17 protein-coding genes are annotated in these 23653 nt (G+C 72.2%); 7 read left to right on the forward strand and 10 right to left on the reverse strand.

What is annotated here, in order from left to right; all coding sequences use genetic code 11:
* Positions 1 to 29: 29 nt before the first annotated feature.
* The 3 genes from BLA60_RS11220 to BLA60_RS11230 are packed head-to-tail and all read right to left on the reverse strand — an operon-like array spanning position 30 to position 5885.
* Positions 30 to 671 (reverse strand): class II aldolase/adducin family protein, encoded by a 642-nt coding sequence (locus BLA60_RS11220; protein WP_075132981.1) that lies wholly within the window; start codon positions 669 to 671, stop codon positions 30 to 32.
* Positions 658 to 3090: a helix-turn-helix transcriptional regulator gene (locus tag BLA60_RS11225; protein ID WP_075132763.1), complete on the reverse strand. Its 2433-nt coding sequence runs from the start codon at positions 3088 to 3090 to the stop codon at positions 658 to 660. Before BLA60_RS11225 ends, BLA60_RS11220 begins: the two co-directional genes overlap by 14 nt.
* Positions 3087 to 5885 (reverse strand): Hsp70 family protein, encoded by a 2799-nt coding sequence (locus BLA60_RS11230; protein WP_075132764.1) that lies wholly within the window; start codon positions 5883 to 5885, stop codon positions 3087 to 3089. Before BLA60_RS11230 ends, BLA60_RS11225 begins: the two co-directional genes overlap by 4 nt.
* A gap of 262 nt (positions 5886 to 6147) precedes the next feature.
* On the opposite strand from BLA60_RS11230, the gene BLA60_RS11235 reads away from it, so the two are divergent.
* From BLA60_RS11235 to BLA60_RS11250, 4 genes are all read left to right on the forward strand, one after another.
* Positions 6148 to 7170, forward strand: a complete 1023-nt coding sequence (locus BLA60_RS11235; RefSeq protein WP_075132765.1) for an IniB N-terminal domain-containing protein — start codon at positions 6148 to 6150, stop codon at positions 7168 to 7170.
* Positions 7171 to 7284: 114 nt separating this feature from the next.
* The gene (locus BLA60_RS11240) at positions 7285 to 9102 is read left to right on the forward strand and encodes a dynamin family protein (protein ID WP_075132766.1); all 1818 of its coding nucleotides are present in this window, start codon (positions 7285 to 7287) and stop codon (positions 9100 to 9102) included.
* Positions 9099 to 10535, forward strand: a complete 1437-nt coding sequence (locus BLA60_RS11245) for a hypothetical protein (RefSeq protein WP_084734829.1) — start codon at positions 9099 to 9101, stop codon at positions 10533 to 10535. Before BLA60_RS11240 ends, BLA60_RS11245 begins: the two co-directional genes overlap by 4 nt.
* 70 nt (positions 10536 to 10605) lie before the next feature.
* The gene (locus BLA60_RS11250) at positions 10606 to 10827 is read left to right on the forward strand and encodes a DUF3618 domain-containing protein (RefSeq protein ID WP_075132767.1); all 222 of its coding nucleotides are present in this window, start codon (positions 10606 to 10608) and stop codon (positions 10825 to 10827) included.
* Here BLA60_RS11250 and BLA60_RS11255 read toward each other — a convergent pair.
* Positions 10820 to 11233 carry a hypothetical protein gene (locus tag BLA60_RS11255; protein WP_075132768.1) on the reverse strand — a complete coding sequence of 138 codons (414 nt, stop codon included), beginning with the start codon at positions 11231 to 11233 and terminating at the stop codon, positions 10820 to 10822. The two genes, BLA60_RS11250 and BLA60_RS11255, sit on opposite strands and share 8 nt — an antisense overlap.
* 80 nt (positions 11234 to 11313) lie before the next feature.
* The gene (locus tag BLA60_RS11260; protein WP_245811935.1) at positions 11314 to 11934 is read right to left on the reverse strand and encodes a TetR/AcrR family transcriptional regulator; all 621 of its coding nucleotides are present in this window, start codon (positions 11932 to 11934) and stop codon (positions 11314 to 11316) included.
* A gap of 70 nt (positions 11935 to 12004) precedes the next feature.
* Between BLA60_RS11260 and BLA60_RS11265 the strand changes: the two genes are divergently transcribed.
* On the forward strand, positions 12005 to 13489 hold the full coding sequence (locus BLA60_RS11265; protein WP_425427049.1) for a flavin-containing monooxygenase: 1485 nt from the start codon (positions 12005 to 12007) through the stop codon (positions 13487 to 13489).
* Here BLA60_RS11265 and BLA60_RS11270 read toward each other — a convergent pair.
* From BLA60_RS11270 to BLA60_RS11290, 5 genes are all read right to left on the reverse strand, one after another.
* On the reverse strand, positions 13486 to 13968 hold the full coding sequence (locus BLA60_RS11270; protein WP_075132770.1) for a helix-turn-helix domain-containing protein: 483 nt from the start codon (positions 13966 to 13968) through the stop codon (positions 13486 to 13488). The genes BLA60_RS11265 and BLA60_RS11270 overlap by 4 nt on opposite strands.
* A gap of 169 nt (positions 13969 to 14137) precedes the next feature.
* Entirely contained in the window at positions 14138 to 15883 is a 1746-nt protein-coding gene (locus tag BLA60_RS11275; RefSeq protein WP_162292941.1) for an LCP family protein, read from the reverse strand.
* 165 nt (positions 15884 to 16048) lie between these two features.
* The gene (locus BLA60_RS11280) at positions 16049 to 18199 is read right to left on the reverse strand and encodes a phospholipase A2 family protein (RefSeq protein WP_075132985.1); all 2151 of its coding nucleotides are present in this window, start codon (positions 18197 to 18199) and stop codon (positions 16049 to 16051) included.
* A 168-nt stretch (positions 18200 to 18367) separates the two neighbouring features.
* Positions 18368 to 19558 (reverse strand): GGDEF domain-containing protein, encoded by a 1191-nt coding sequence (locus BLA60_RS11285; RefSeq protein ID WP_075132771.1) that lies wholly within the window; start codon positions 19556 to 19558, stop codon positions 18368 to 18370.
* Between the two features lie 522 nt (positions 19559 to 20080).
* Entirely contained in the window at positions 20081 to 21313 is a 1233-nt protein-coding gene (locus tag BLA60_RS11290) for an MFS transporter (protein WP_075132772.1), read from the reverse strand.
* 468 nt (positions 21314 to 21781) lie between these two features.
* On the opposite strand from BLA60_RS11290, the gene BLA60_RS11295 reads away from it, so the two are divergent.
* On the forward strand, positions 21782 to 22930 hold the full coding sequence (locus BLA60_RS11295; protein WP_154814272.1) for a sensor histidine kinase: 1149 nt from the start codon (positions 21782 to 21784) through the stop codon (positions 22928 to 22930).
* The gene (locus tag BLA60_RS11300) at positions 22927 to 23616 is read left to right on the forward strand and encodes a response regulator (RefSeq protein WP_075132773.1); all 690 of its coding nucleotides are present in this window, start codon (positions 22927 to 22929) and stop codon (positions 23614 to 23616) included. The genes BLA60_RS11295 and BLA60_RS11300 overlap by 4 nt, the downstream gene beginning before the upstream one ends.
* Positions 23617 to 23653 lie beyond the last annotated feature (37 nt).

The raw sequence follows: 23653 nt of genomic DNA on the forward strand, positions 1-23653 counted from the left end.
CGAGTGGGTCAACGATCGAGCTTATCCGCTCACCCGTCCCGGCGGCCGTAGTCAAGCCGGGTGAACTGGGCCCGCGCGGCAGCCAACTCAGCGTCGTCGAGCAGCCGGGGCTCGCCGATCGCCGCCGCCCGCCGATACGCCTCCGCCAGCCACTCGACCAGCTCCAGCCGCTCGCACGCCTGCTCCACCCCGGCCCCGTAGGCCACCGACCCGTGGTTGCGCAGCAACGCCGCGCTCCGGTCGGCCAGCGCCGCGCGCACCCCGTCGGCGAGCTCGTCCGTGCCGAACGTCGCGTACGGGGCGACCCGCACCACGCCGCCCACCATCACCGTCATGTAGTGCACCGGCGGCAGCACGTCGTGGCACAGGCCCACCGCGATCGACGACAACGCGTGCGCGTGCGCGACCGCCCGCGCCTCGGTGTGCTCGTAGATCGCCAGGTGCAGCGGCAGCTCCGAGGTCGGCCGCCGGTCACCGGCGACGACCGTGCCGTCGAGGTCGACCACCGACAGCAGCTCGGGGGTCAGCGCCCCGAGATCGGTGCCCGAACCGGTGACGATGACGTGGTCACCGACACGCGCCGACAGGTTCCCGGCCGTCCCGACCACCAGCCCGCCCTCGGCCAACCGCCGTCCCGCGGCGACCAGCCGCGCCCGCTCACTCCCGTACACCGGCACTCCCCACGAGGCTCCGCAGCTGGGAGAGCAACTCGCTGCGACTGGACGCGCCGAGCCGTTGACGCATCCGTGCCACGTGGTGCTCCACCGTCTTGGCCGAGATGAACAGCCTGTCACCCACATCCTTGTAGGTCAGCCCGGACACCACCAGCTCGGCCACCTGCAGCTCCCGGTCGCTCAGGTTCACCGCCAACTGCTCGTCACCCGGCCGTTCCGAGGTGACCGACCGGCGGGCGGACACCGGCTTGCCCTGGATCATCCGCGCGCAGTCCAGCAGCCGGACCATCGCCGCGCGGTCGGTCGTCCTGGTCGCCGCGTTGCCGGCCAGCCGGGCGGCGTCCCAGGTCAACCCGATGCCCTGCAACGCGCGGGCCGCCCCCTCCACCGCGTCCGGCTCGACCGCGCCGGCGGACACCTCCAGCCAACACCGCGCGGCCCCGGCCAGCACCGCGAACTGCTCGTCACCGGCCGCGGCCGAGGCCATCGCCTCGGCGTGCTCGGCCGCGACCTCGGGCCGGCCGGCGATGAGCGCGGCGTGCAGACCGCTCCACCACAGCGGCATCGCCCACAGCGGCGGATCACCCAGCGACTTGAGCAGTGTGCGGGCCTCGGTGAGCTGCGCGACCAGCCGGCTCTCGTCGCGCAGCTTCGCGGCGGCCATCGCCAGCTCACCCAACGGCAGGAACGTGAACAGGTCGACCGGGTGCCGCAGGATCGCCTCCCCCGCCTGGGACCAGGCATGCCCGAGCGCGGCGGCGTCCCCGGCCCGCCGCGCCAACCCGGTCTCGATGGCGACCGCGAACAGCCGGTCCCTCGGTTCGAGACCGCCGCGCGTGCGGCACGCGGCGGCCAGCCCCTCGGCCGCCCGGGGCAGGTCGCCGCCGGCCATCGCGGTCCAGGCGAGCAGCAGCCGGTGCCGCACGACGAACGGCGCACCGCCGGTGCCGGCGGCGATCGCCCGCTCCAGCAACGACTTCGCCGTGCCCAGCTCCGCGTAGTGCAGGGCAAGCAGTGCGCCGAGCGCCGCCGGACTGTCCGGCAGCAACACCGCCCGGCCCACCGGCTCCAGCGTCGTCGCCGCACGGACCACCGTGGACAGGGCGGTCGTCGGCTGCCCGGTCACCGACTCGTGAAGTCCTTGGGCCATCAGGGAAATCGCACTCGACAGCGACGTCGGCGGGCCGGTCTCGCCGGCGGCGTCGACCAGCTCACCGACACCGGTCGAGCCGAGCGCGGCGAACTGGCTCGACCCGGCCCACCGGTACAGCTCGGCACTGCGCCCCAACTGCCCCCGGTGGGCGAGCGCGGCGGCGGCGACCGTGGCGGCCGTGGTCCGGTCGGGTGCCTGTTCGGTGGTGAGCACCTGGTCGGCCAGCCGCAGGGCCCCGTCCAGGTCACCGGCCAGGGCCAGCGCGTGTGCCCGCCGCGCCCCGACCGCCACCGGCGCGCGACCGGCGGTCACCGCCGCCGCGTACAGGTTCGCCGCCAGCGCCGGATCGGTCGGCAACGCCTCCGCCGCGGCCGCCTCGAACGCGGCCGCCGCGTTGTCCCCGCCGATGCCGGTGTTCACCAGCGGACGCATCAGCGGCAGGACCTGCCCGCCGCGCGCGAGCCGCGCCTCGGCGAGCCGCTGCCTGATCCACACCCGGCGCTCGACCGGGACCTGGGCGCGGATCGCCCGCTGCGCGATCGGCACCAGGCTGCCGGCCGTGCCGACCAGCCCGGTCGCCCTGGCCGCCTCGACGACCTCGCTCACCGTGCCGGCGGCCGTGTCCAGCAGGTCGGCGAGCAGATCCAGGTTCAGCCCCACCCCGGCGTCGGCGGCCAGCAGGAACCGCAGCACCCGCTCGTCGAGCCGGCTCAGCTCGTGACGGAACTCGGCGAGCGCGGGCGCCGGCACGTCGAGATCGGTGTCCAGCGTGCGCGCCAACCGGGCGACGAAGGCGGGGACACCGGCGGTCTGCGTGTGCACGAAGTCGACGTGCCGGTCGGTGCGCAACCGTTTCGGCAGCAGCTCACGGACCTGCGCCGGGTCGAGAGCGGTCGGCAGCAGGTGGTCCTGGGCGAGGTCGAGCAGCTCGGCCAGCGACGACGCCCGCGGCCACGGCCGCGCCGCGACCACCAGCCGAACCGGTGACGCCGTGGCCAGCCGGCGCAGCTCCCGCAGGTCGGTGTCGTCGAGCTGGTGGGCGTCGTCGACGAGCAGGACCTCGCCGCTGACCTGGTCGAACGGCGGCAGCCCGATGACCGGTTCGACACCGGTGGCTTCCCGGATCGCGGCCCCGACGCGGCGCAGCAGCGTCGTCTTGCCGTACCCGCCGGGCGCGACGATGCCCAGATGCGCGCCGGGCCGCCGGTCACCCGCGATCGCGGCGATCCGCTCGGCGAGGGCGGGGGTGAGGATCGGGTTCATCGTCGGTGGCCCCCGTCGCGGTCGGCCGGCTCGACGGTGTCCTCGGGGTCGCGGTACCGGTGGCGCCGGGGCTCGGGGGCCACGGCATGCCGGCCCTCGTCGACGTCCACCTGCCGGTGCCGGGACGGTTCCGGGGCGTCGGCGGTTCGACGGGTGCCGCGCGCGCCGGCCGTCCGCCGCGCCTGGCGTTGCTCACCGGCGTCGGACGGGTAGCGGGCGCGGCGTGGGTCGTCGGTGGCTGGGGTGCCGTACGGGTCGTCGGCCAGGTGGTGGGTGTGGTGTGGGTGGTCAGAGTGGGCCGAGTCGGGGGCGACGGTGTCGGCCGGGTGGTGTGGGTTGGGCTGGGTGTGGCTTGGGGTGTCGGTGTGGTGGGTTGGGTGGGCGTCGGTTGGGTGGTGGGTGTGGCTTGGGGTGTGGGTGTCGGCTGGGTGGTGGGTGTGGCTTGGGGTGTGGGTGTCGGCTGGGTGGTGGGTGCGGTCCGGGCTGTCGATGTCGGGGTGGTTGGTGTCGGCCAGAGGGGGTGTGTGGTCGGCGTGGGGCGGGTAGGGGGCGTCGGGGTCGGTGGCGTGGTTGGCGGAGGGGGCGGCGGTGTCGGTTCGGTGGTGGGTTCGGTGTCGCCGGGTGGTGTGGGGCGGGCTGTCGTCGGCTGGCCGGGCGGCGACGGTGGGGTGGCGTGGTTGTTCGGGGCTGGTGCTGTGGTGGCGGGGATGGGGAGGTGCGGGGTCGGTGGGTGGGGTTCGGTGATGGCGTGGCGGGGGGTCGTCGGGGGCGGGGCGGCGGTGCGGGATGGGGGGTTCGGTGACGTTGTGGAGTGGGGGGTCGGCGGGCCGGTCCAGGGGGGTGGACGGGTGCACGGTGGTGTCGGCCAGGTCTGGTGCTTCGGTGTTGATGGGGGGCTCGTTCGTGGGTTGGGGGGAGGTGTCCCGGGGGCGGCGGTGGAGGGGTGGGGGCTCGGGTGGGTCGGTGGGGTCCCACGGGTCGGGGTCGTGGGGGTGCTGGGACCTGGGGTGGTGGCGTTGTGGGGTGGGGGGCTCCGGTATCGGGGGACGCCTTCGGCGCGGGTGGGTCGCGGGGAGATCCAGGTCCGGTTCGTCGGGGTAGTGGGCTCGTGGCCGGTGGGGCGGGCCCTCGGGGGCATCGGCGGGGGGCTCGATGTCGAGGCCGGGGAAGTCGTTGTGGGTCAGCAGTGGGGGTTCGGGTTCCAGCTCGGGCTCGATGGTCCGGTCGTCGCGGGAGCGGGCGAGGAGGTCCTGGTCGTCGGCGGTGGACGGCGCGCGTTGACGTGACCGGGTGCGGCGACGGTCCTGGTCGTCCCCGGCGAAGGTCCTGCGTGATGGGGTGCGGCGGTTCTCGTTGTCGGGGAGGGGGAACTGGTCGGGCTGGTTGTCGTGGGTGGGGGGCCTGCGAGGCGGAGTGCGGCGGTCCCGCTCGCCCAGGGCGGAGAAGTAGTCCGACTCGCCGTCTCGGGTGGAGATGCCGCGGTCCTCGTCGTCGGAGGAGGAGAGGTGGTCGGTGGTGCGTTTGCGTGACCTGGGGCCGGGGGTCTCGTCGTCGGTGTCGGGAGGGGCGGGGGCGCGGGGTGGGAGCAGGCCCAGGAGGCGGCGCCGGGGGGGATCCAGGGGAGCTATGTCCACGGGAGGCCTGGGGGGCGGCGGGCCCAGATCGGTCAGGTCCTCCTCAGGGAGGTCCTCAAGGCGCAGGAGGTCCGTGTGGGTGATCGCTGATCGGGGGATGGGTTCGGGGGCCATGGTCACGGCGGTGGCGCGGACCGTGGGCTTGGCCACCCGGGACGCCGCGACGGCGGCGCCACGGGCGGTCGACGTCTCGGGGTTGTCGATCACCACGCGGGCTCGGGTGGCGGCGGCGGTCAGTTCGGCCACCAGCGGGATGTGGGTGCTCGCGCCGGCCATCACCACCGTCGCCACCTGGGCGTCGGGGGTGGACCGGATGGTGCGGCGCAGCGACTCGACCGCGTTCTCGACCGTCGGGCGGATGAGTTCCTCGAACTCGGCCCTGGTCACGCGAACCCCGGAGACCGACACCGACTTCTCCGTCGACAGGCGCTCCTTCGCCGCGGTGCACGCGGCCCGCAACGTGGCCATGGCGTTCGTGCGCGGGGCCGTGGTGAGGGCGCTCAGTACGTGCTCGGCCAACACGTCGTCGAACTGGTTGCCGGCGGCGTCGTCGTCGGTGTCGGTGTGGGTGCGCAGTTCGAAGCCGAACGAGCCCCGGCGCAGGACCGCCGTGCCGCAGCGGGTCGCGCCCAACGACAACACCGCGACGTGCTCGCCGATCTCCACGCGTTGGGTCGACGCGTGTGACTCGGCCACCGCCACCGGCCTGGGCAGCAGTGTGGGATCCGGGAGGTCGACCTCGCGCAACGCGCCCAGCAACAGCGCCCGCCGATGCGGACCCCAGCTCGACGGATGCGTCACCACAACCTGGCTGGCCGGAGCCCTCTCCGCCGCCTCCACCTGGTCCACGACCCAGCCCACCACCGCCGCGGTCAGGACCTCGGCGGGATAGGGCTGGCCGCCCAGTGTGACGGGGATCTCGTCGCCCACCCGGTCGGGGACACCCCGGGCCACCCAGGCCGCCCTGGTCGGGAGGACGGCGGTCGCCGCCGCCCCCACCTCCACCGCGCCCTCGTCGGTCAGGTGCAGGACCGACGCCACTCCGGCCGGGTCGCCGTCGAGGGGAACGACCTCCGGCGGCAGCCAGCGCTCGTGGTCGTTTCGGCTGATCGCGGCCGTGACACGGCCGCTGCCGAGATCGATCCCGAGGGCATAGGGCATGCGGTCGTGTCCTCTCCGTGACCTTCAGGCTCGTAGTTCGTACCAAAGGTGACCCGGGATCGGGCAACCCCGAGTGGGTTAGTTGGCCATCCCCTAACCCCCTAACGGGTGAACGATTGATCGCCCTATGAGGTGCTGTCACGACTCGGAGTCATCCCCGATGTCGGTGGGGGGTCGGAGTTCCTACGGTCGTCAACGCACCGCGCCGTGGCAGAACCACCAGCCGCAGAGCGCCACACCGCACGTTCCGCGAGGAGAACTCTTGTACTCGTTCCAGACCCTGCACGACTTCGTCACGAATCTGCTCAACGACGAGGTTGCCAAGGCCGCCTACGCGGCCGACCCGACCGGCGCGCTCGCCGACGCCGGCCTCGGTGACCTGACCCCGCAGGACGTGGAAGAGGTCATCCCGCTGGTCACCGACGCCCTGCCGACCGACCTGCCGCTCGTGAGCGACCTGGTCGACCTGGACGTCACCAACCTCACCAACGCCTCCGGTGACCTCACCGGCCTCACCGGGGTCGCCTCGGTCGAGGACCTCGCCTACGTCGGCGGCCTGGTCAACCAGGACGCCGACGGCTCCGACCTGTGGGCCGGCGTCCAGTCGGTCGGCGGCCGCGTGGCCGGCGTCGCGCAGGTCGACGATGGCTTCGCCGAGGGTGGCGTCTCCACCCCGGTCGCCTACGCCGGCATCAACAGCAACGGTGACTACCTGGTCACCACCGCCGACCCGGCCGACCTGCTCGACGACCTGACCGACGGCACCGGCTCGGTCTCGGCGACCGCCACCACCCTCATCGGGACCGGTGCCGGCACGCTGACCAGCGCCGTGGACACCGGCGCCGACACCCTCGCCGGCTTCCTCGCCGGCACGCCGGCCGCCCCGGTCGCCGACGTCGTCGAGACCGGCGCCGACACCGTCAACCAGGTCGTGGCCACCGGCGCCGGCGCCGTCAACGGTGCCGTCGCCAACGTGCCGACGGTCGACGCGCTGCCGGTGGCCGTGCCCACGGTCGACTCGCTGCCCGTCCAGCTGCCGGAGCTGCCCGACCTCGAGGGCCGCATCGGCGACGTGCCCAACCTCGGCGACCTGGACCTGCCGGCCCAGCTGCCCCAGCTGCCGGTCGAGCTGCCCGACCTCGGCGTCGACTCGGTCACCAGCGTCGTGTCCAACAGCCCGGTGGGCGACGTGGTGTCCAACAGCCCGGTCGGCGGGCTCACCGACACCGTCAGCGGCGTGACCGACAACCTGCCGGTCGTCGGCGATCTGGACCTCGGCCTCTGAGGCCTGGATAGGGGATTGCCCCATCCCCGGGAGGCGGCCGGGGCCCGCGATTGTCGGATCGCGGGCCCCGGCCCCCCTTTCACCCATACGGGTTAGCACGGCACACTCACCCGCGTGAGGACTCCGCCCTGGCTCACCGTTCTGGACGACACCATCGCGGCCTGCATCGCTCACCACCGCGCTGACCTGGCCGGCAAGCTGGAGCGCAGACGCGCCCTGCTGCTCGACCCCAAACTGCGGGTCCCGGTCATCGGCGAGCTCAACCAGGGCAAGAGCCAACTGGTCAACGCCCTGGTCAACGCCCCGGTCTGCGCCGTGGGCGACGACGCCACCACCACGATCCCGACGACCGTCGAGCACGCCGAGACGCCCACCGCCTCGGTCGTCGCCGACGTCCCGGTCACCGGCCGGCGCGCCATCGGCCCGGCCGGCGCCGAGCCGGCCAGGGTCGCCGTGCCCTTCGCCGAGGTCGCCACGAAGGCGCTGGTCACCCGCCGCACGGACGTGCACACCGAGGTCGGCGTGCCGCGCGAGCTGCTGGCCGGCGGCCTGGTGCTGATCGACACCCCTGGCCTGGGCGGCGGCCCGGTGCGCACCGCCGCGACGTTCGCCGCGCTGGCCAACGCCGACGCCGTGCTGGTGATCTCCGACGCCACCCACGAGCTGCGCCCGGCCGAGCTGGACCTGATCCGGCAGGTCGTCGCGCTCTGCCCGACGGTCACCGTCGTCCTCACGAAGATCGACATGGTGCCGCGCTGGCGCCGGGTCGCCGACCGCAACCGCGCCCGGCTGGCCGCCGCCGGCCTGGACGTCGAGCTGGTGGCGGTCTCGGCGTCCGTGCGGCTGGCCGCCGCGCGCACCGGCGACCAGGACCTCAACCGCGAGTCCGGGTTCGTGGAGCTGGTGGCGGCGCTGCGCCGCGACGTGCTCGGCCAGGGCGAGGCTCTCGCCAGCCGGTGCACCGCCGCGCTGGCCGCGATGGTCACCCGCCAGCTGCTCGAACCGCTGCGCGAACAGCTCGCGCAGGCGCGCGGCGGCACGCTCGGCGCCGCCCAGGTGCAGTACCGGGCCGCCCAGGGCCACCTCGACGAGCTGCGCAAACGGTCCGGCCGCTGGCAGACGATGCTCGGCGACGAGGTCGCCGACCTGATGTCGGACGTCGAGTACGACCTGCGCGAGCGCACCCGCCAGATCATCCGCACGGCCGAGGAGTTCTTCGAGGTCGCCGACCCGGCCAGGACCTGGGACGAGTTCGCCGACTGGCTGCGGGAAAGCCTCGCCGACACCGCCGAGGCCAACTTCGCCTGGCTGGTCGAACGGTTCCAGTGGGTGTCGGAGAAGATCGCCCGGCAGGTGGCGCTGGAGGAGTCGATCCCGGACGCCTCGGCCGCCGAGGACCTGTTCGAGCACATCGGCGACCTGCGGGCGCCCAGGGTGGAGAAGTTCACCGTCGGCCAGCAGCTGTTCGTCGGGCTGCGCGGCTCCTACGGCGGGCTGCTGATGTTCGGCCTGGCCACGACGCTGGCCGGGATGCCGCTGATCAACCCGATCTCGATCGGCGCCGGCGCGGCGTTCGGCGCCAAGAGCGTGTGGGACGAGCGCGGCAGCCGGCTCAAACGCCGGCAGGCCACCGCGAAGTCCGCCGCGCAGCGCCACGTCGACGACTTCTTCCTGTCCTACGGCAAGGAGAGCCGGGACACCGCCCGGCTCATCCAACGCAGGCTGCGTGACCACTTCTCCTCGGTCGTCGAACGGGTCCAGGCCGGGATCGCCGAACGCGCGGTGGAGGCCAAGCGGGCCGCCGAGGCCGACCTGGCCGACCGGCGCCGGCGCACCCAGGAGATCGCCGCCGAGGTCGACAAGCTCGTCGGCCTCGACAAGCGGATCCAGGCGCTGACCTCGCCGACTCCGCGACCGGGACTGACCGCGTGACGCTCGCCGGGCGGGTGCGTTCGATGCTGGTCGAGGCGCTGGAGCTGTACCGGGACAGCCCCCGGGCGACCAACTGGCTGCGCCGCCACGTCGACCGGCTCGACGAGCCGCTGCGGGTGGCGGTCGTCGGGCTGGCGTCGACCGGCCGCTCGACGCTGGTCAACGCGTTGGTGGGCGAGGAGATCGCGCCGCTGCTGGTCGAGGACGGCGGCCAGGTGCTGACCTGGTACCGCGCCGGGCGCTCGCCACGGGCGCAGCTGTACCCGACGCAGGCGCCGCCCCGGGACGTGCCGGCGGCCAAGGTCGACCACCAGCTGCACATCGACCTGGAGGGCTGGCAGGCGCAGAACCTGGACCGGATCGTGGTCGACTGGCCCAACCGCGTGCTGCGCGACAGCACCCTGATCGACACCCCCGCCCTGGAGTCCACACCGGACGTCGGGTCGCGGGTGTCGATGGACGCCGACGCCGTGCTCTACCTCATGCGGCACCTGCACGAGACCGATCTGGGCTTCCTGCGGTCGATCCAGGACCATCCGATCGCCCGCGAGACCCCGGTCAACGCGCTGGTCGTGCTCTCCCGCGCGGACGAGGTCGGCGGCGGCCGGATCGACGCGCTCACCTCGGCCAGGCGGATCGCCCGCCGCTACCGGGGCGATCCCGCGCTGGCGTCGCTGTGCCAGAACGTGGTCGCGGTGTCCGGGCTGCTGGCGGCCACCGGCGCGACGATGACCGCCGAGGAGTTCGACGCGCTGCGCGAGCTGGCGGCCGCGCCGCGCCAGGACCTGGAGAGCTGTCTGTTCTCCACCGACCGGTTCGCCGGCGAGAGCGCGCCGGTGCGGGTCGACGCGCGGACCAGGGTGGCGTTGCTGGACCGGTTCGGACTGTTCGGTGTGCGGTTGGCGACCACGCTGGTGCGGCAGGGCCATGCGAGTGCCGGCGACCTCGCCACGGACCTGGTGGCCCGCAGCGGGGTGCTGGAGTTGCGCGAGTCGCTCGCCCAGTGCTTCACCGACCGGCACGACGTGCTCAAGGCCCGTTCCGCGTTGCTGGCGATGGAGGTCGTGCTGCGCCGGGAACCCCGCCCGGCCGCCCGCGCGCTGGTCGACGCGCTGGAGGGCGTGGTCACCAGCGCGCACGAGTTCCGTGAGCTGCGCCTGCTGGCGGCGCTGCACGGCGGGCGCACGACGTTGCCCGACCCCCTGGCCGGCGAGGCCCGCCGTTTGGTCGGCGGTAACGGCACCGCGCTGCCGGCGCGGCTGGGTCTGGTCGGCGAGCCCAGCGGCCAGGAGCTGCACGGCGCGGTCGCCGACGCGTTGCTGCGCTGGCGTGAGCAGGCCGAGAACCACGCCCTGGGTCACGGCCAGCGGCGCGCCGCGCGGGTCGTCGTGCGTTCCTGCGAGGGCATGTACACGCGACTGTCCCGGTACTGACCGGCCGCGCGTGCCCTGATCAACTCCGTGATCTACGGTTGTCGCCTGGAGCTGCCGCAGAGGAGGAACAGTGGCCCGCGACCCCGACACCATTCAGCGTGAGATCGAGCTGGCGCGTGAGGCACTCGCCTCGACACTCGACCAGCTCGGCACGAAGGCCAATCCGAAGAAGCTGGTCGACGACGCCAGGTCGAGCGCGCGGAACACGCTCGCCGAACCCAAGGTGAAGATTCCGCTGATCGGTGCCGGGGTGCTGCTCGTCCTGCTGGTGCTGAAGAAGTTGTTCAGCTAGTCGAGGCGGGCTGCGGCTCGTCCGCGCTTCTGGTCGGCGCCGGCACCTCGGGGGCCTGTTTGGCGGCGGAGGTCGGCGCGGTCTTCGCGGACTTCGCCGCCTTGCCCGACGTCCTGGCCTTCGGCTTCTCGTCGGCCGGTGCCGGCTGCTCGTCGGGCATCCGGGTGGGCCGGGCGAGCCTGGCCGACAGGTAGGCCGACGTGAACGCCAGCGCGTCGCCGTTGAGCAGGTGCACGACCGTGCGGCGCTGTTCGGCGGGCTCGATCTTCGCCACCAGCTGGTCGGCCCGGTCCCGCGCGGCGATCAGACCGGTCGCCTTCCCCCTCTTCTGCTGTCCCTTCCCGTTGACGGTGACCTTCCAGTCATCGCCGTCGGGCTCGTAGTTGACCTCGATCGCTTCTCGCACAGCTCCCGCCCCTCCTCGGTCGCTCACACACTCCCCGCGTCTTTCCTCCAGGAAAGACACGCTCCGCATACCGTAATCGATCACGCGTGACTGTGTGTGCCGGTTGCTCCGCCGAGGCCGTGCCAAACCATGCGCATGATCAGCTCGGCGGCGTCCTCGGCGGTCACATCCTCCCTTGTCACGTACCACTGCGCGAGTCGTTCACAGGCGCCCACCACGATCTCGCCGTAGGCCTGGAGGTCGCGGTCCGGCACGCCGACGAGGTAGGAGCCGAAGAGTGTGGCGTTCACCTCGGTCTGCTGCTGGCGGACGGCCTCGATCTCGTCCATGGCCGCCTGGCCGGCGACGGCGGCCTCCTGGCGCAGCAGGGCCCAGGAGCGCCGGTGGGAGTCGATGAAGCCGAAGAAGGCCACCAGGCCCCGTTCCAGCGCCTCGCGGGCGGAGAGGACGCCCTCGACCGAGGCGAGTGTGGTGGCCAGCAGTTCGGCGCGTGCCTGGCGGATGCACGCGACCAGCAGGCCCTCCTTGGAGCCGAAGTACTCGTAGAGCATCGGTTTGGAGACCCCGACCCCCTCGGCGATCTCGTCCATCGAGGACGCCTGGTAGCCCCGTTCGGCGAAGATCTCCTCGGCGACGGCGATCATCTGCCGTTCGCGTTCGGCGCGGGGCATGCGGCGCCGGGGTTGCCGTGTGCTGCTCACCGGTCAACACTACCGGAAGTAACCTACTCCCAGTAAGGTAGTGCGGAGCAACGGTACGGAGGTCGCCATCATGGGGATGACCAGGCAGTTCCACACAATCGTGGTCGGTACGGGGTTCTCCGGTCTGGGGATGGCCATCGAACTGCGGCGCGCCGGCCGCGAGGACTTCGTGGTCCTGGAGAAGGCCGACGACATCGGCGGGACCTGGCGGGACAACACCTACCCCGGCTGCGCGTGCGACATCCAGTCGCACATGTACTCGTTCTCCTTCGCCCAGAACCCGGACTGGTCGCGGTCCTACTCGGCGCAGCCGGAGATCTGGCGGTACCTGCGCCGGGTGACCGACGAGTACGACCTGCGCCGGCACATCCACTTCGGCGTCGAGATGACCGGCGCGCGCTGGGACGAGGACGAGCACCGCTGGCACGTCACCACCGCCGGGGGCACCGAGTACGTCGGCCGCTACCTGGTGGCGGGCATCGGCGGGCTGCACATCCCGCGCGTGCCGCGACTGCCCGGGCTGGAGGACTTCGCCGGCACGGTGTTCCACTCCGCGCGCTGGGACCACGAGTACTCCCTGGCCGGCAAGCGGGTCGCGGTCGTGGGGACCGGGGCGAGCGCGGTGCAGTTCGTGCCGAGGATCGCGCCGGAGGTGGCGAAGCTGGCGGTGTTCCAGCGGACGCCGCCGTGGATCATGCCCAAGGCCGACGTCGCGATCCCGGAGTGGGCCAAGCGGGTCTTCCGGGGCGTGCCGGGCGCGCAGCGGCTCTACCGCAGCCTGCTCTACTGGATGCTGGAGGCGCGGGCGATCGGCTTCAACGGCCGGCCGGGGCTGATGCGCCTGGCGCAGCGGATCGCCCTGGCGCACCTGCGTCGCGCGGTCGCCGATCCCGAACTGCGCCGCAAGCTCACGCCGGACTACGTCATGGGCTGCAAACGGGTGCTGATCGCCAACGACTTCTACCCAGCGCTGACCCGCCCCAACGTCGAGGTGGTGACCGACGGTGTCGCCGAGGTCCGCGAGAATTCCATTGTGGACAGTGCGGGCGTCGAGCACGAGGTGGACGCGATCATCCTCGGCACCGGCTTCCACGTCACCGACGCCTTCGACTACCTGGACATCACCGGCACCGGCGGGCGCGACCTGGCCAAGCAGTGGCGCGCGTCGGGGATCCAGACCCACCTCGGCATCACCGTCGCCGGCTACCCCAACCTGTTCTTCCTGCTGGGCCCCAACACCGCGCTCGGGCACAACTCGGTGGTGTTCATGATCGAGTCGCAGATCCGGTACGTGGCCAAGGCGATGGCCATGGCCGATGAGGCCGGCGCGGAAGCGCTGGACACCAAGGAGTCCGCGCAGGCGCGGTTCCAGTCGGGGATCCAGCGCCGGCTCGTCGAGGGCGTGTGGACCCAGGGCGGTTGCCGCAGCTGGTACCTGGACAGCCAGGGCGTCAACCGGACCATCTGGCCGGGCTTCACCTGGCGCTACTGGCTCGACACCCGCGACCCCGACCCGGAGACGTTCACCCTGCTGCCGCGGCGGGCGACCGGTTAGTCCTCGGCGGGGGAGGTGATCTCTCGGAGACTCGCGATCAGGTCCACGGTTTCCAGCCCGCACAGTTCCGCCATCCGTTCCAGCGCGGCGATGTCCAGGCTGACGTCGGCCGGCTGGTGTCCGTTGTTCTCGGCCAGTTTTCCCTTGGCCCAGCGGCGCAGCGGGAGCAGTGCGGGGCGGTTGTCGCGCACGACCCGGCGCAGGTCCACCCGGATGGCCCCGACCGGGGAGTCGTCGAAGACCCGTTCGTGGACGCGGGCCATGAGCTCGTGCGGGACCTCGTCCATCGCCAGGCACAGCTCCACCAGCCGCACCACCGAGCACTGGCGGGTCCCCAGTTCGTAGGTCGCCAGCGTCTGCAGCGAGATGTCGCTCTGCAGACGCTGGTTGAGGTCTCGCCTGGTCCACCCGCGACGTTTGCGCAGGCGCCGTAGCTCGTCCCCGAGTATTCGTTGGTAGGTCGCTGTGTCCAGCCGCACGATCGCCCCTCTCCGAGGTGGGAGCCGATCATCGGACCAGCTCCCCACATAGAAGGGAATGGATCAGGGCGTCGTGATTACGCGGCTTTTCACAAATTGTTCGCCCGATGACACCCAGCAACGCTGTGACTTCGGGTTACACGACTTAACGTCGCCCGATAGTGTGAAGTTAGTTGACACACCCATTGGCGTCCGGTTGGTCCTGTTGTGCGGTCCTGGCCGGATCCAGGCGCAGCAACGGTTTCGCCGCGAAACCGTTGTTGGTCCCCGGCCCCGAGAAGTCCGAACCGAGCAGCACGGTCACCGAACCCTCCGCCAGATTCTCGTCCCGCTCGACGAGCACCGAACCGCCCAGCGACTCGGCCACCTGCTGACCGAGAGCCTGCTCGCCGGCCGCGTGCCGGACAACGGTCCGCTCCCGCGCCTGCGCGTTGCCGACCTCGCCCCGGGTGAAACCCTCGTCGGCCAGCGACGAGGCCACCGAGTCGGCCAGGCCGGTCTGCCCGGTCGCGTTCCGCACGTTCACCGTGATCTGGCTCGGCGAGGTCGAACTGTCGTCGGGCGGCGCGGGCGAGGACGTCGCCTTGGTGCCGACGAGCCCGGCGACGAACTCCTGGACCTCGTCCGGGTCGACCTCCACCGCCGAGCCGTCCTCGGGAGTGTCCAGATCGGGCGTGCCGACCGGGATCGTCTGGAACGACATCTTGCCGCCGGTCAGGTCCATCATGTCCTGGGCGAACTCGACGACGTTCCAGTCCTTGCTCAACACCACCGACTTCCCGATGGCGTCCTGCAACCGGTCCAGCGTGTCCGAACCCGGCGCCAGCAGGTCCTGCGAGAAGACCTTCTTCGCCATCCCGTTGAGGAACACCTGCTGACGCACGATCCGGTCGAGGTCGCCGTTGGGCAGGCCGTGGCGCTGGCGCACGAACGCCAGCGCGGCCACCCCGGACAGGTTCTGCTTCCCGGCCGGGAAGCGCGCCCCCGAACGCCAGTCGTCGACCGGGGCCTTGAGACAGACCTCGATCCCGCCGATGGCCTTGGTGATGTCGTAGAAGCCGAGCAGGTTGACCTCGGCGTAGCGGTCGATCGTCGCCCCGGTCAGCTGTTCGACGGTCGCGATCAGCTTCTTGGCGCCGTCCCGGTTGGACCGCACCTGGAGGTCGGCGTCGTCGGTGACGCCCTCCTCCTCCAACCGCTCCATGGCGTCGTTCTTCGCCCGCAGGTACGCGGAGTTGATCTTGTGTTCGCCGTAGCCCGGGATGTCGACGTAGGAGTCGCGGGGCATCGACACCGCGTAGGCCTTCCCGCCGTCGTTCGGGATCCGGATCATGATCAGCGTGTCGGTGTTCAGCTCGCCGTCGCTCACCCCGGCCGAGAGCATCCGCAACTGCTCGTCCGACAGCGGGTTGCCCCGCGCGTCGGTGCGGCTGTCCATGCCGACCATCAGGATGTCGACCGCGCCGTCGGCCGGCCGCTCCTCCAACCCGCCGATCACGTCGGCGGTCGTCAGACTGGCCCGGAACTCCTCGATGCGCCCCCAGTAGTAGCCGGTGGCTGCCAGCACCAGCACCGAGAGCACCGTCAGCGCCACCTTGGCCCCGGCCAGCACCGGACGGCGCGGCGGGTGGTGCGGCGGGCGGTGCGGCGGGCGGTGCGGCGGGCGGGGGACCGGCCGGGTGCGCGGGTCGGATCTCGGCTCCCAGCGGGCGTCGGCCGTGCGCGGCGGGCGACGGTACGGGTCCGGTCGGTCACCGGGGCGACCGACCACCCGGCCGGCGTTGGCCGGCGGGGTCGACGGCGGCGGCATCCGCCCGCCGTCGCGCGGCGGGACCGGGCGGCCGTGACCCGCCCCGTACCCCCGCCGCTCCGGCGGTGACCCCCGGCCTTCCGGCCCTGGTGGCCGATAGTTCACCCCGTACTCCTCCCACAGCGGACGATCCTGGGCTTCCCCGCTCCGACCCGGCACAAGCATCGACCTGTACCGCATGGACGTGTCGGCCGCGCCTGAGGTTGTCTTCCAGACTCGCACACGTCGCGCAGGGTGACCGGTCCGGCACGCATGATCAACGCGGAAACTTCACCGACCGACGGGCACCGTGCCGGCACCGGCCGGTCTGGCCCGCACCGGCTGGACGCACGCGAACGCGACCCCCAACGCGACGACCATCGTGGCACCGTGCACGGCCGTGCCGACACCGCTGATGGTCGTGAGCATCGGCGGCACACCGGCGATCGCGGTGACCACCCACGGCCCCGGCCGGCCGGCGGTCTGCAGGTGGACGCAGTGCACCAGGTACCAGCCGACCAGCAGATGGATCAGGTTGGCCATCGGGTCGATCGGCAGGCCGAGCAGCGTCGAGGTCTGCGTCCAGCCGGACAGCCCGGTCACCGCGAAGCCGAGCACCCCGAGCACCCCGTAGACCACGCCCAGCCCAGCCGCGACACTGTCGGGCCACGTCCGGCGCGGCCCGGGGTCGACACCGAGGTCCTCGACGGTCTCGGCCGGCGCCGGGGCACCCCGGCGCTCGCGCTCGAACCACAGGAACGTCACCAGCGTCGGCAGCGCGACCAGACCGATGGCCAGCAGCGTGCGCGGGCGGGTCAGCCACTCGATGCCGCTGCCGGGGATCTGGCCGCCGCTGGCGACCCCCACCAGACCCTCCAGCACCAGCATCGCGCACAGGTACAGCAGGTAGACGGTCATCGGCGCGGTCCGCACGACCGACACCGTCCTGGCCGTCGGGCTGGTCGCCAGCGCCCGCAGGGCCGGCTCGCGCGGCAGCACCACCAGGCACAGCTGGACGACCCCGATCAGCAGCACCCCGGCCAGCGACGGCGCGAACGCCGCGTACCCGGTCGGCTCCGCCAGCTGCAACCTCGGCTGCGCGCCGAACACCGTGAGCACCACCAGCCCGGCGAACGCGCTCACCGCCACGCCCACCAGCAGCCACCGGGGCACCCGCCACAGCGTGCCGGCCGCGTAGAGGCAGGCCAGCTGGGCGAACAGCAGCGCCACCAGCACCCCGCCGACGTGCGCGGCCAGCGAGCCGCCGACGAAGCTCAGCCCCACCACCCCGGCGACCAGGACCACCGGCGTCACCACCGGCAGCCGCTCGTGCAGCCAGGACGTCACCGGCTGCAACGCCACCACCAGCAGGTAGAGCCCCAACAGCCACAGCGGCTGCACGATCAGCCTGCTGAACGCGGTCACCGACTCGTCCGGTGCCTCCAGCAGCTCCAGCGACAGCGGGATGACCAGCCAGGCGATGACGAACGCCAGCACCGGGCGGATCAGCCAGCCGATGCGGTCGACCAGGTAGGTGCCGTAGCCGGCGCCGGCCGCGCGGGTCGCCCGCCAGGCCAGCAGCGTGGCGTGCCCGCCGGCCAGGAAGAACAGCGGAACCAGCTGCAACAGCCAGGTCAGCGGCCACACCCAGCCCGGTTCGGCGTCCCCGCGCATGGTGAACGCCAGCAGGGACTCGGCGGCCACGATCCCGGCCAGCGCCACCGCGCGCAGCAGCCGCAGGTACTCGGCGCGGGCACGTTCGGCCGGCCGCAGCGCCAGTGGGACCAGCGCGCGGCGCGGCCGATGGCGGCGCGGGCCCCGGCGCACCACGGCCGGCGCGCGGGCCACGACCAGCAGCGTGATGACCACCATCGCCACCGACCACGGGCCGACCGGCTCGTTCTTGGGCGGGCCCCACTGCTGGTGCCAGGAGTTGACGACCAGACCCACGGTGTACAGCGAGGCGACGACCTCGCAGGAGGCCGGGGAGCCACGCGGGTTGTACCCGCACTGGGCGTGCATGTCCAGCGACAGCCGGTCGTCGAGGCGTTCGCGCAGGTCGGTGGACAGCGGCTGGCCCTTGGCCTCGGCGTAGCGCAGCATGTCGTAGCCCAGGTCGTGGGCCTTGCAGCCGACGCTGTAGTCCCAGCGGGTGTCGCCCCACGGCGAGGAACAGGCGCCGTCGGGGTGGACCGCGCGCACGGTGCCGTCCGGGGCCGTGAGGTGGATCGGTTCGCGCCCGCTGACCTCGGTGAAGTCGTCGGGCAGCAGGGCGATCGGGTCCCGGCCGCCGGCCGGGTCGAGCTGGGCCTCGATGGCGGCCGCGACCTTGGCGACGTCACCGGTCGGCGGGCTGGTGACCGGCGGGGTCGGGCGCGAGGCGATCACCGCGAACGCGGCGGCGGCCAACAGCATCGCCACCAGCCACAGTGGTCGGGGCATGCCGGAATGGACCCGGTCGCCTCCCAGCTCCGGGTCCGCGGCGGTTCCCCCGATCATCGGCCGCCGGGCACGCGAGTCCCCATGGAAGCAGATTACCCGTAGGGATCAGCGCCAACGGCCGGTTCGTCCGGTTACCGAACTCACCCGGGCGATCACTCAGGAGGCGGGTCAGGAAGCGATGCGTACCTGGTCGCGGCCGTTCTCCTTGGCCTCGTAGACCGCCGCGTCGGCCGACTGCAACAGGTCCCCGAGCTCCTTGGCGTGGTCGGGGTAGATGGCGACACCGATCGAGGTGGTGCGGTGGGTGATGGCCACCGGGCCGCCGCGCTTGTCGGTGGTCGGCACGTGCAGCTCGGAGATCATCCGGCGGATGCGTTCGCCGGCGAGCTTGGCCTCGTCGGTGGACGCGTCGGGCAGGAACACCACGAACTCCTCGCCGCCGAAGCGGCCCAGGATGTCGCTGGGGCGGGTCGCCCCGCGCAGCGCGTGCGCGACGTACTCCAGCATGTCGTCGCCGGCCGGGTGGCCCCAGGTGTCGTTGATCGACTTGAAGTGGTCGAGGTCGACCATCAGCACCGCGGCCGAGCCGTTGGCGCGTTCGACCCGTGACAGGGCGCGTTCGGCGCCCTCGCGCCAGCCCCGGATGTTGAGCAGGCCGGTCTTGGGGTCGGTGCGCACGGCCTCCTGCAACTGGTTGATCTCGGCGATCCGGTTGCCGATGACCGACACCACCACGATGATCGCCAGCGCCGCCGGGACGTTGACCAGCAGGATCGCCGCGACCGTGCCCAGGGCGATGGTCAGCGCCTCGAGCTCGTTGTCGTCCTTGGTGCCCAGGACGGTCCGGATCGTCGGCTGCGACGGTCGGAGCAGGATGATGCCGATGGCGATCACCGCCGCCTGGACCGAGAAGTACACGATCCCGGCCAGCATCAGGATCCCGAACTCGGCGATCGAGTCGATCACGCCGGTGCGCGACCACGTCCGGGGACCGAACGCGGCGAGCGCCTCGTGGGCCACCACCGCGGCCAGCAGGACGCTGGAGGTGGAGAACATGAATCGGTACAGCGGGCGCCGGGCGACCACCCAGCGCTGGGTCCGGCTGAGCACGATGCCCAGCAGGGCCAGGTGGATGGGCAGCACCACCACGCCGGCGAACGACCAGATACCGACCAGGTCGATCTGCACCGTCGGCTTGCGTGACCTGCGGCGTTCCTCCTGGCGGCGGGACAGTTGCAGGTGCACCGACGCGCAGACCGCGAGCGCGGCGAACCGGAACCAGTCCTCGCGTACCGGGGTGGAGGCGGTGACCGTGGTCAGGACGATCGCGGTGGTCGCGAGTAGCCCGGATACGACCATATAGACGATCAGGGCCGGCGGTTGTTGCCAGAGTGCCCACTGACGCAAACGCACTAAAAATGTGGCTCCGGAGTGTTGCGATCCACCGGGATCGTTCACACTTGTAGGTGACATTGGTATCGCGCCCCGGTAAGCCGAGTGTTCTGCCGCCGATCATGGTCCTCCGCCACGGAAGGATCAGTCGGCGGACACGACGCCTGCCTGGGCCCCTCGGCAGCGGCGGAGTTCATGCGCGTAGATCCTTCCGTTCGTGACACCCCACAGTGTGCCCCGAGGTTGTTGACGTCGGGGGGCGGGCTTCGGTGCCCGCTTTCCCCGACTTCCGGTGTCCCTCGTGCCGTGGCGGAAGATGGCTGGATCTCGGACCGTGGTCTGTACGCGACAGGCGAGCTTGCCATAATGTCCCACCGCTACGGTGAGATTGACTCGATGGCGTCTCCGTGGAGGTGAACCCGATGAGGGACCGCGACATGTGATTCCGCGCGGCTGCCGTCCGAGGTCTGGTGATCGGCGGCAGGACCGTCATGATGTGGAGATGTTCAGGTTCGACGTGGGTTCGGCCCGCTCGGGTCGGTTGTGGCGTGCCCAGGCAACAGTCGTGGGGATCGCGATGGCCACACCGAGCGCACCGGCCAACGCGATGGTCGTCGTCGTCGAACCGATGCCTTCCGCGACCGCTCCGCCGATCGCCACGCCTACGCCCTGTGAGACCCGTAGGCCCGTTCGGATGACCCCGAACGCGCCGCCCCGGATCTCGTCGGGCACCAGGGACGTGAAGGTCGCGCTGACCGTGATCTGGTAGGCGCCGAACGCCCCGGACAACGCCAGCAGGCCGATCGCGAACGCCACGTGCGGGTTCAACGCGAACAGCACGAGCGTGGCCGACGCGCAGGTGGCCAGCACGCCCATCACGCGCACCCGCTGGTGCGCGGGAACGAACTTGCTCAGGACGTACGCGCCGACGACGAACCCCAGCGGGTCCGCCGCGAGCATCACACCGATGGTCGCCGAGGACGCGCCGAGCTCGCTGGCCAGCGGCGCGACCAGGCCCTCGGGGATGACGACCAGACCGACCAGCCAGGACAGGGTGACCAGCGTCCGCAGCCGTCCCGTGGTGAACACGTGGCGGGCGGCGCCGAACCAGCCTTCCTCGCCGGCACCGGCGGCCTCCCGGCTGCGCACGTACCGGTGCACGACGACCGTGCTGATCGCGAACGTGACCGCGTTGATCGCCAGCGCCCAGCTGGTGCCGATACCCACCACGAGCACGCCGCCGCCGGCCAGGCCGAGCAGCATCAGCGTGTTGGTGGTGATCCCGCGCAGGTCCTGGCTGCGCAGGTACAGGTCGTCGTCGGTGAGGATCACCCTGGTCACGGCGTTCTGCGCGGCCGCGGCCGGTGACTGGAGCAGGCCGACGCCGACCACCAGCGCGCACAGCACCGGGATCGGCATGCCGGGAATGGCCATCAGGCCGACCAGCACCGCCTGCCCGGCGGTGCAGACGACCATCAGCTGGCGGCGCGGGAAGCGGTCGGCCAACTGGGACAGGCCGAGTCCGCCGGCCAGCGCGGAGAGGAACGTGAGGGCGTAGACCAGCGCGGCCCACAGCGCGGACTCGGTCCGCTCGTAGACCAGGATCGTGAGCGCGACCTTCGCCAGTTGGTCACCGAAGATCGACTGTGCTTCCGCGAACCAGATCGCACGGAACTCCCGGACCGCCAGTACGGCGGAGAAACCCGGCGTCCGTTGGTTCAACGTCAACCCCCGTGTCGACCTCTCGTCGGCTGCTCCCGCCCCAGAGGCGGACGACCCCCCGCGTCCCGCTGACCACCGGCGTTCGCCACGCACGGTCCGTGGTCAACTACGTGATCGCCCTCGTGATGATACTGATCTGTCATCACCACGTAGCTCAGAGTACCGGCAGGGATGAGAACCGTGGGGTTCGACGGTTGGTCCGCCGTGGTTCCCAGATGCCAGTATTCGTCCTTTCGGAGCAATCTCGCGGGTATCCGTGCAGCTTAGGGTAGGTGTCCCGGCTGGGACCGATCGGCAAGACACTACTTGTCCCGCGACAGTCGCAACAGGTCACCGGCGATCACCGATTCCCGGTCGTGACACAGTCCGCATGCGACGGAATACATCTCTGTGCTGACGCCCCGGCCGTCACCGCCTCCCTATGCTGCGGCTGTGTGGACGGTCGCGCGTAGATGGACGGATCCGCTGGTGGCGGCGGCCACCGGCGCGTTCGTGACGGTCGCGACACTGCTCGCCGCGGCCAGTGGCGACGGCGAGATGACCGCGCTGGGCTGGGTGCTGATCGTGTCGTCGGCGGCCGTGCTCGGCTGGCGGCGGCGCTACCCGGTCGCGGTGCTCGCCGCGACCCTGCTGGCCTGTTCGCTGTACTACCCGCTGACCGGTCCCGGTAGTCCGATCGTGCTGACGTTCGCGGTGGCGCTGTTCAGCGCGGCGGCCCGCGGGCGGGTGGCGGTCGCGGCCGGGACGGCGGTGCTGGCCGTCGGGCTGACCGTGGCCGGCGAGCTGGCCACCACCGAGGCCAGACACCTGGACAACATCTCGATGTTCCTGATGGTCGGCTGGTTCGTCGCGGTGATCGCGGTCGGCGCCGTGGTGCACGGGCGGCGCGAGCTGCTGCGGGAGGCCGAGAGCCGGGCGCGGGTCGCCGAGCACGGCCGGGAGGCCGAGGCGGCCCGGCGGGCCACCGAGGAGCGGCTGCGCATCGCCCGCGAGCTGCACGACGTCCTCGGGCACAACATCTCGCTGATCAACGTGCAGGCCAGCGCCGCGCTGCACCGGCTGGACCGCGACGGCCCGGCGCCCGACGGCTCCCGCCCGGCGCTGGCCGCGATCAAGGACTCCAGCCGTCAGGCCCTGCGCGAGCTGCGCGGCACGCTCGGCGTGCTGCGCCAGGTCGACGAGGCCGCGCCGCTGGCCGTCCCCGGCCTGGACGCGGTCGACGACCTGCTCGACCGGGCCCGCGCGGCCGGCCTGGACGTACACCGCGAGGTGTCCGGGGAACCCGCCCGGCTGCCCCCGGGGGTGGACCTGGCGGCCTACCGGATCGTGCAGGAGGCGCTGACCAACGTCACCCGGCACGCCGGGGCGGGCCGCGTGGTCGTGCGGATCAGCTACACCGACGAGGAGGTCAGCGTCCAGGTGGACGACAACGGCAGTGGCGGTACGGGCACGAACGGCGTCCGCCCCGGCAACGGGATCGCGGGCAACGGCATTCAGGGAAACGGCATCCAGGGCATGCGGGAACGGGCGCGGGCGCTGGGCGGCACGCTGGTCGCCGGGGCCCGCGACGGCGGCGGGTTCCGCGTGCTGGCCAGGCTCCCGCTCGGGGCGCCGTGATCCGGGTCCTGCTGGCCGACGACCAGAACCTGGTGCGCGCCGGCTTCCGGTCGATCCTCGACGGCGAGGACGGCATCACGGTGGTCGGCGAGGCCGGCGACGGGCACGAGGCGGTCGCGCTGACCCGCTCGCTGGCGCCCGACGTCGTGCTGATGGACATCCGGATGCCCCACCTCGACGGCCTGGCCGCGACCCGCCAGATCCTCGCCGACCCCGCCCTCGGCGAGGTCCGGGTGATCATCCTGACCACCTTCGACCTCGACGACCACGTCTACGGCGCGCTGCGCGCCGGCGCGAGCGGGTTCCTGGTCAAGGACACCGAGCCGGCTGAGCTGATCCACGGCGTGCGGGTCGTCGCCCGGGGCGACGCGCTGCTCGCGCCGGCCGTGACCCGCCGGCTGATCGCCGAGTTCGCCGCCCGGGTCACCGCGCCAGAGCCGGGACCCCGGCTCAACTCGCTGACCGAACGCGAACGCGAGGTGCTGACCCTGGTCGCCGCCGGCCTGTCCAACGACGAGATCGCCGGGCGGCTGGTGTTCAGCCCGGCCACCGCCAAGACGCACGTCAGCCGCATCCTGACCAAACTGGGCTGCCGGGACCGGGCGCAGCTGGTGGTGCTGGCCTACGAGTCGGGCACGGTCCGGCCGCGCTGGCTGGACGACTCCGGGCGTACGGGATCGCCCTGACGGGGCGACCCGGGTCGTAGGCCGATTGCCATCCCGC

The organism is Actinophytocola xinjiangensis (assembly GCF_001921215.1).
GTDB classification, from domain to species: domain Bacteria; phylum Actinomycetota; class Actinomycetes; order Mycobacteriales; family Pseudonocardiaceae; genus Actinophytocola; species Actinophytocola xinjiangensis.

Coding starts and splice junctions, on each gene's coding strand:
- BLA60_RS11225 (WP_075132763.1), bottom strand. CDS start 3,090: ATGAACCCGATCCTCACCCCCGCCCTCGCCGAGCGGATCGCCGCGATC.
- BLA60_RS11230 (WP_075132764.1), bottom strand. CDS start 5,885: ATGCCCTATGCCCTCGGGATCGATCTCGGCAGCGGCCGTGTCACGGCC.
- BLA60_RS11265 (WP_425427049.1), top strand. CDS start 12,005: ATGGGGATGACCAGGCAGTTCCACACAATCGTGGTCGGTACGGGGTTC.
- BLA60_RS11280 (WP_075132985.1), bottom strand. CDS start 18,199: ATGCCCCGACCACTGTGGCTGGTGGCGATGCTGTTGGCCGCCGCCGCG.
- BLA60_RS11285 (WP_075132771.1), bottom strand. CDS start 19,558: ATGGTCGTATCCGGGCTACTCGCGACCACCGCGATCGTCCTGACCACG.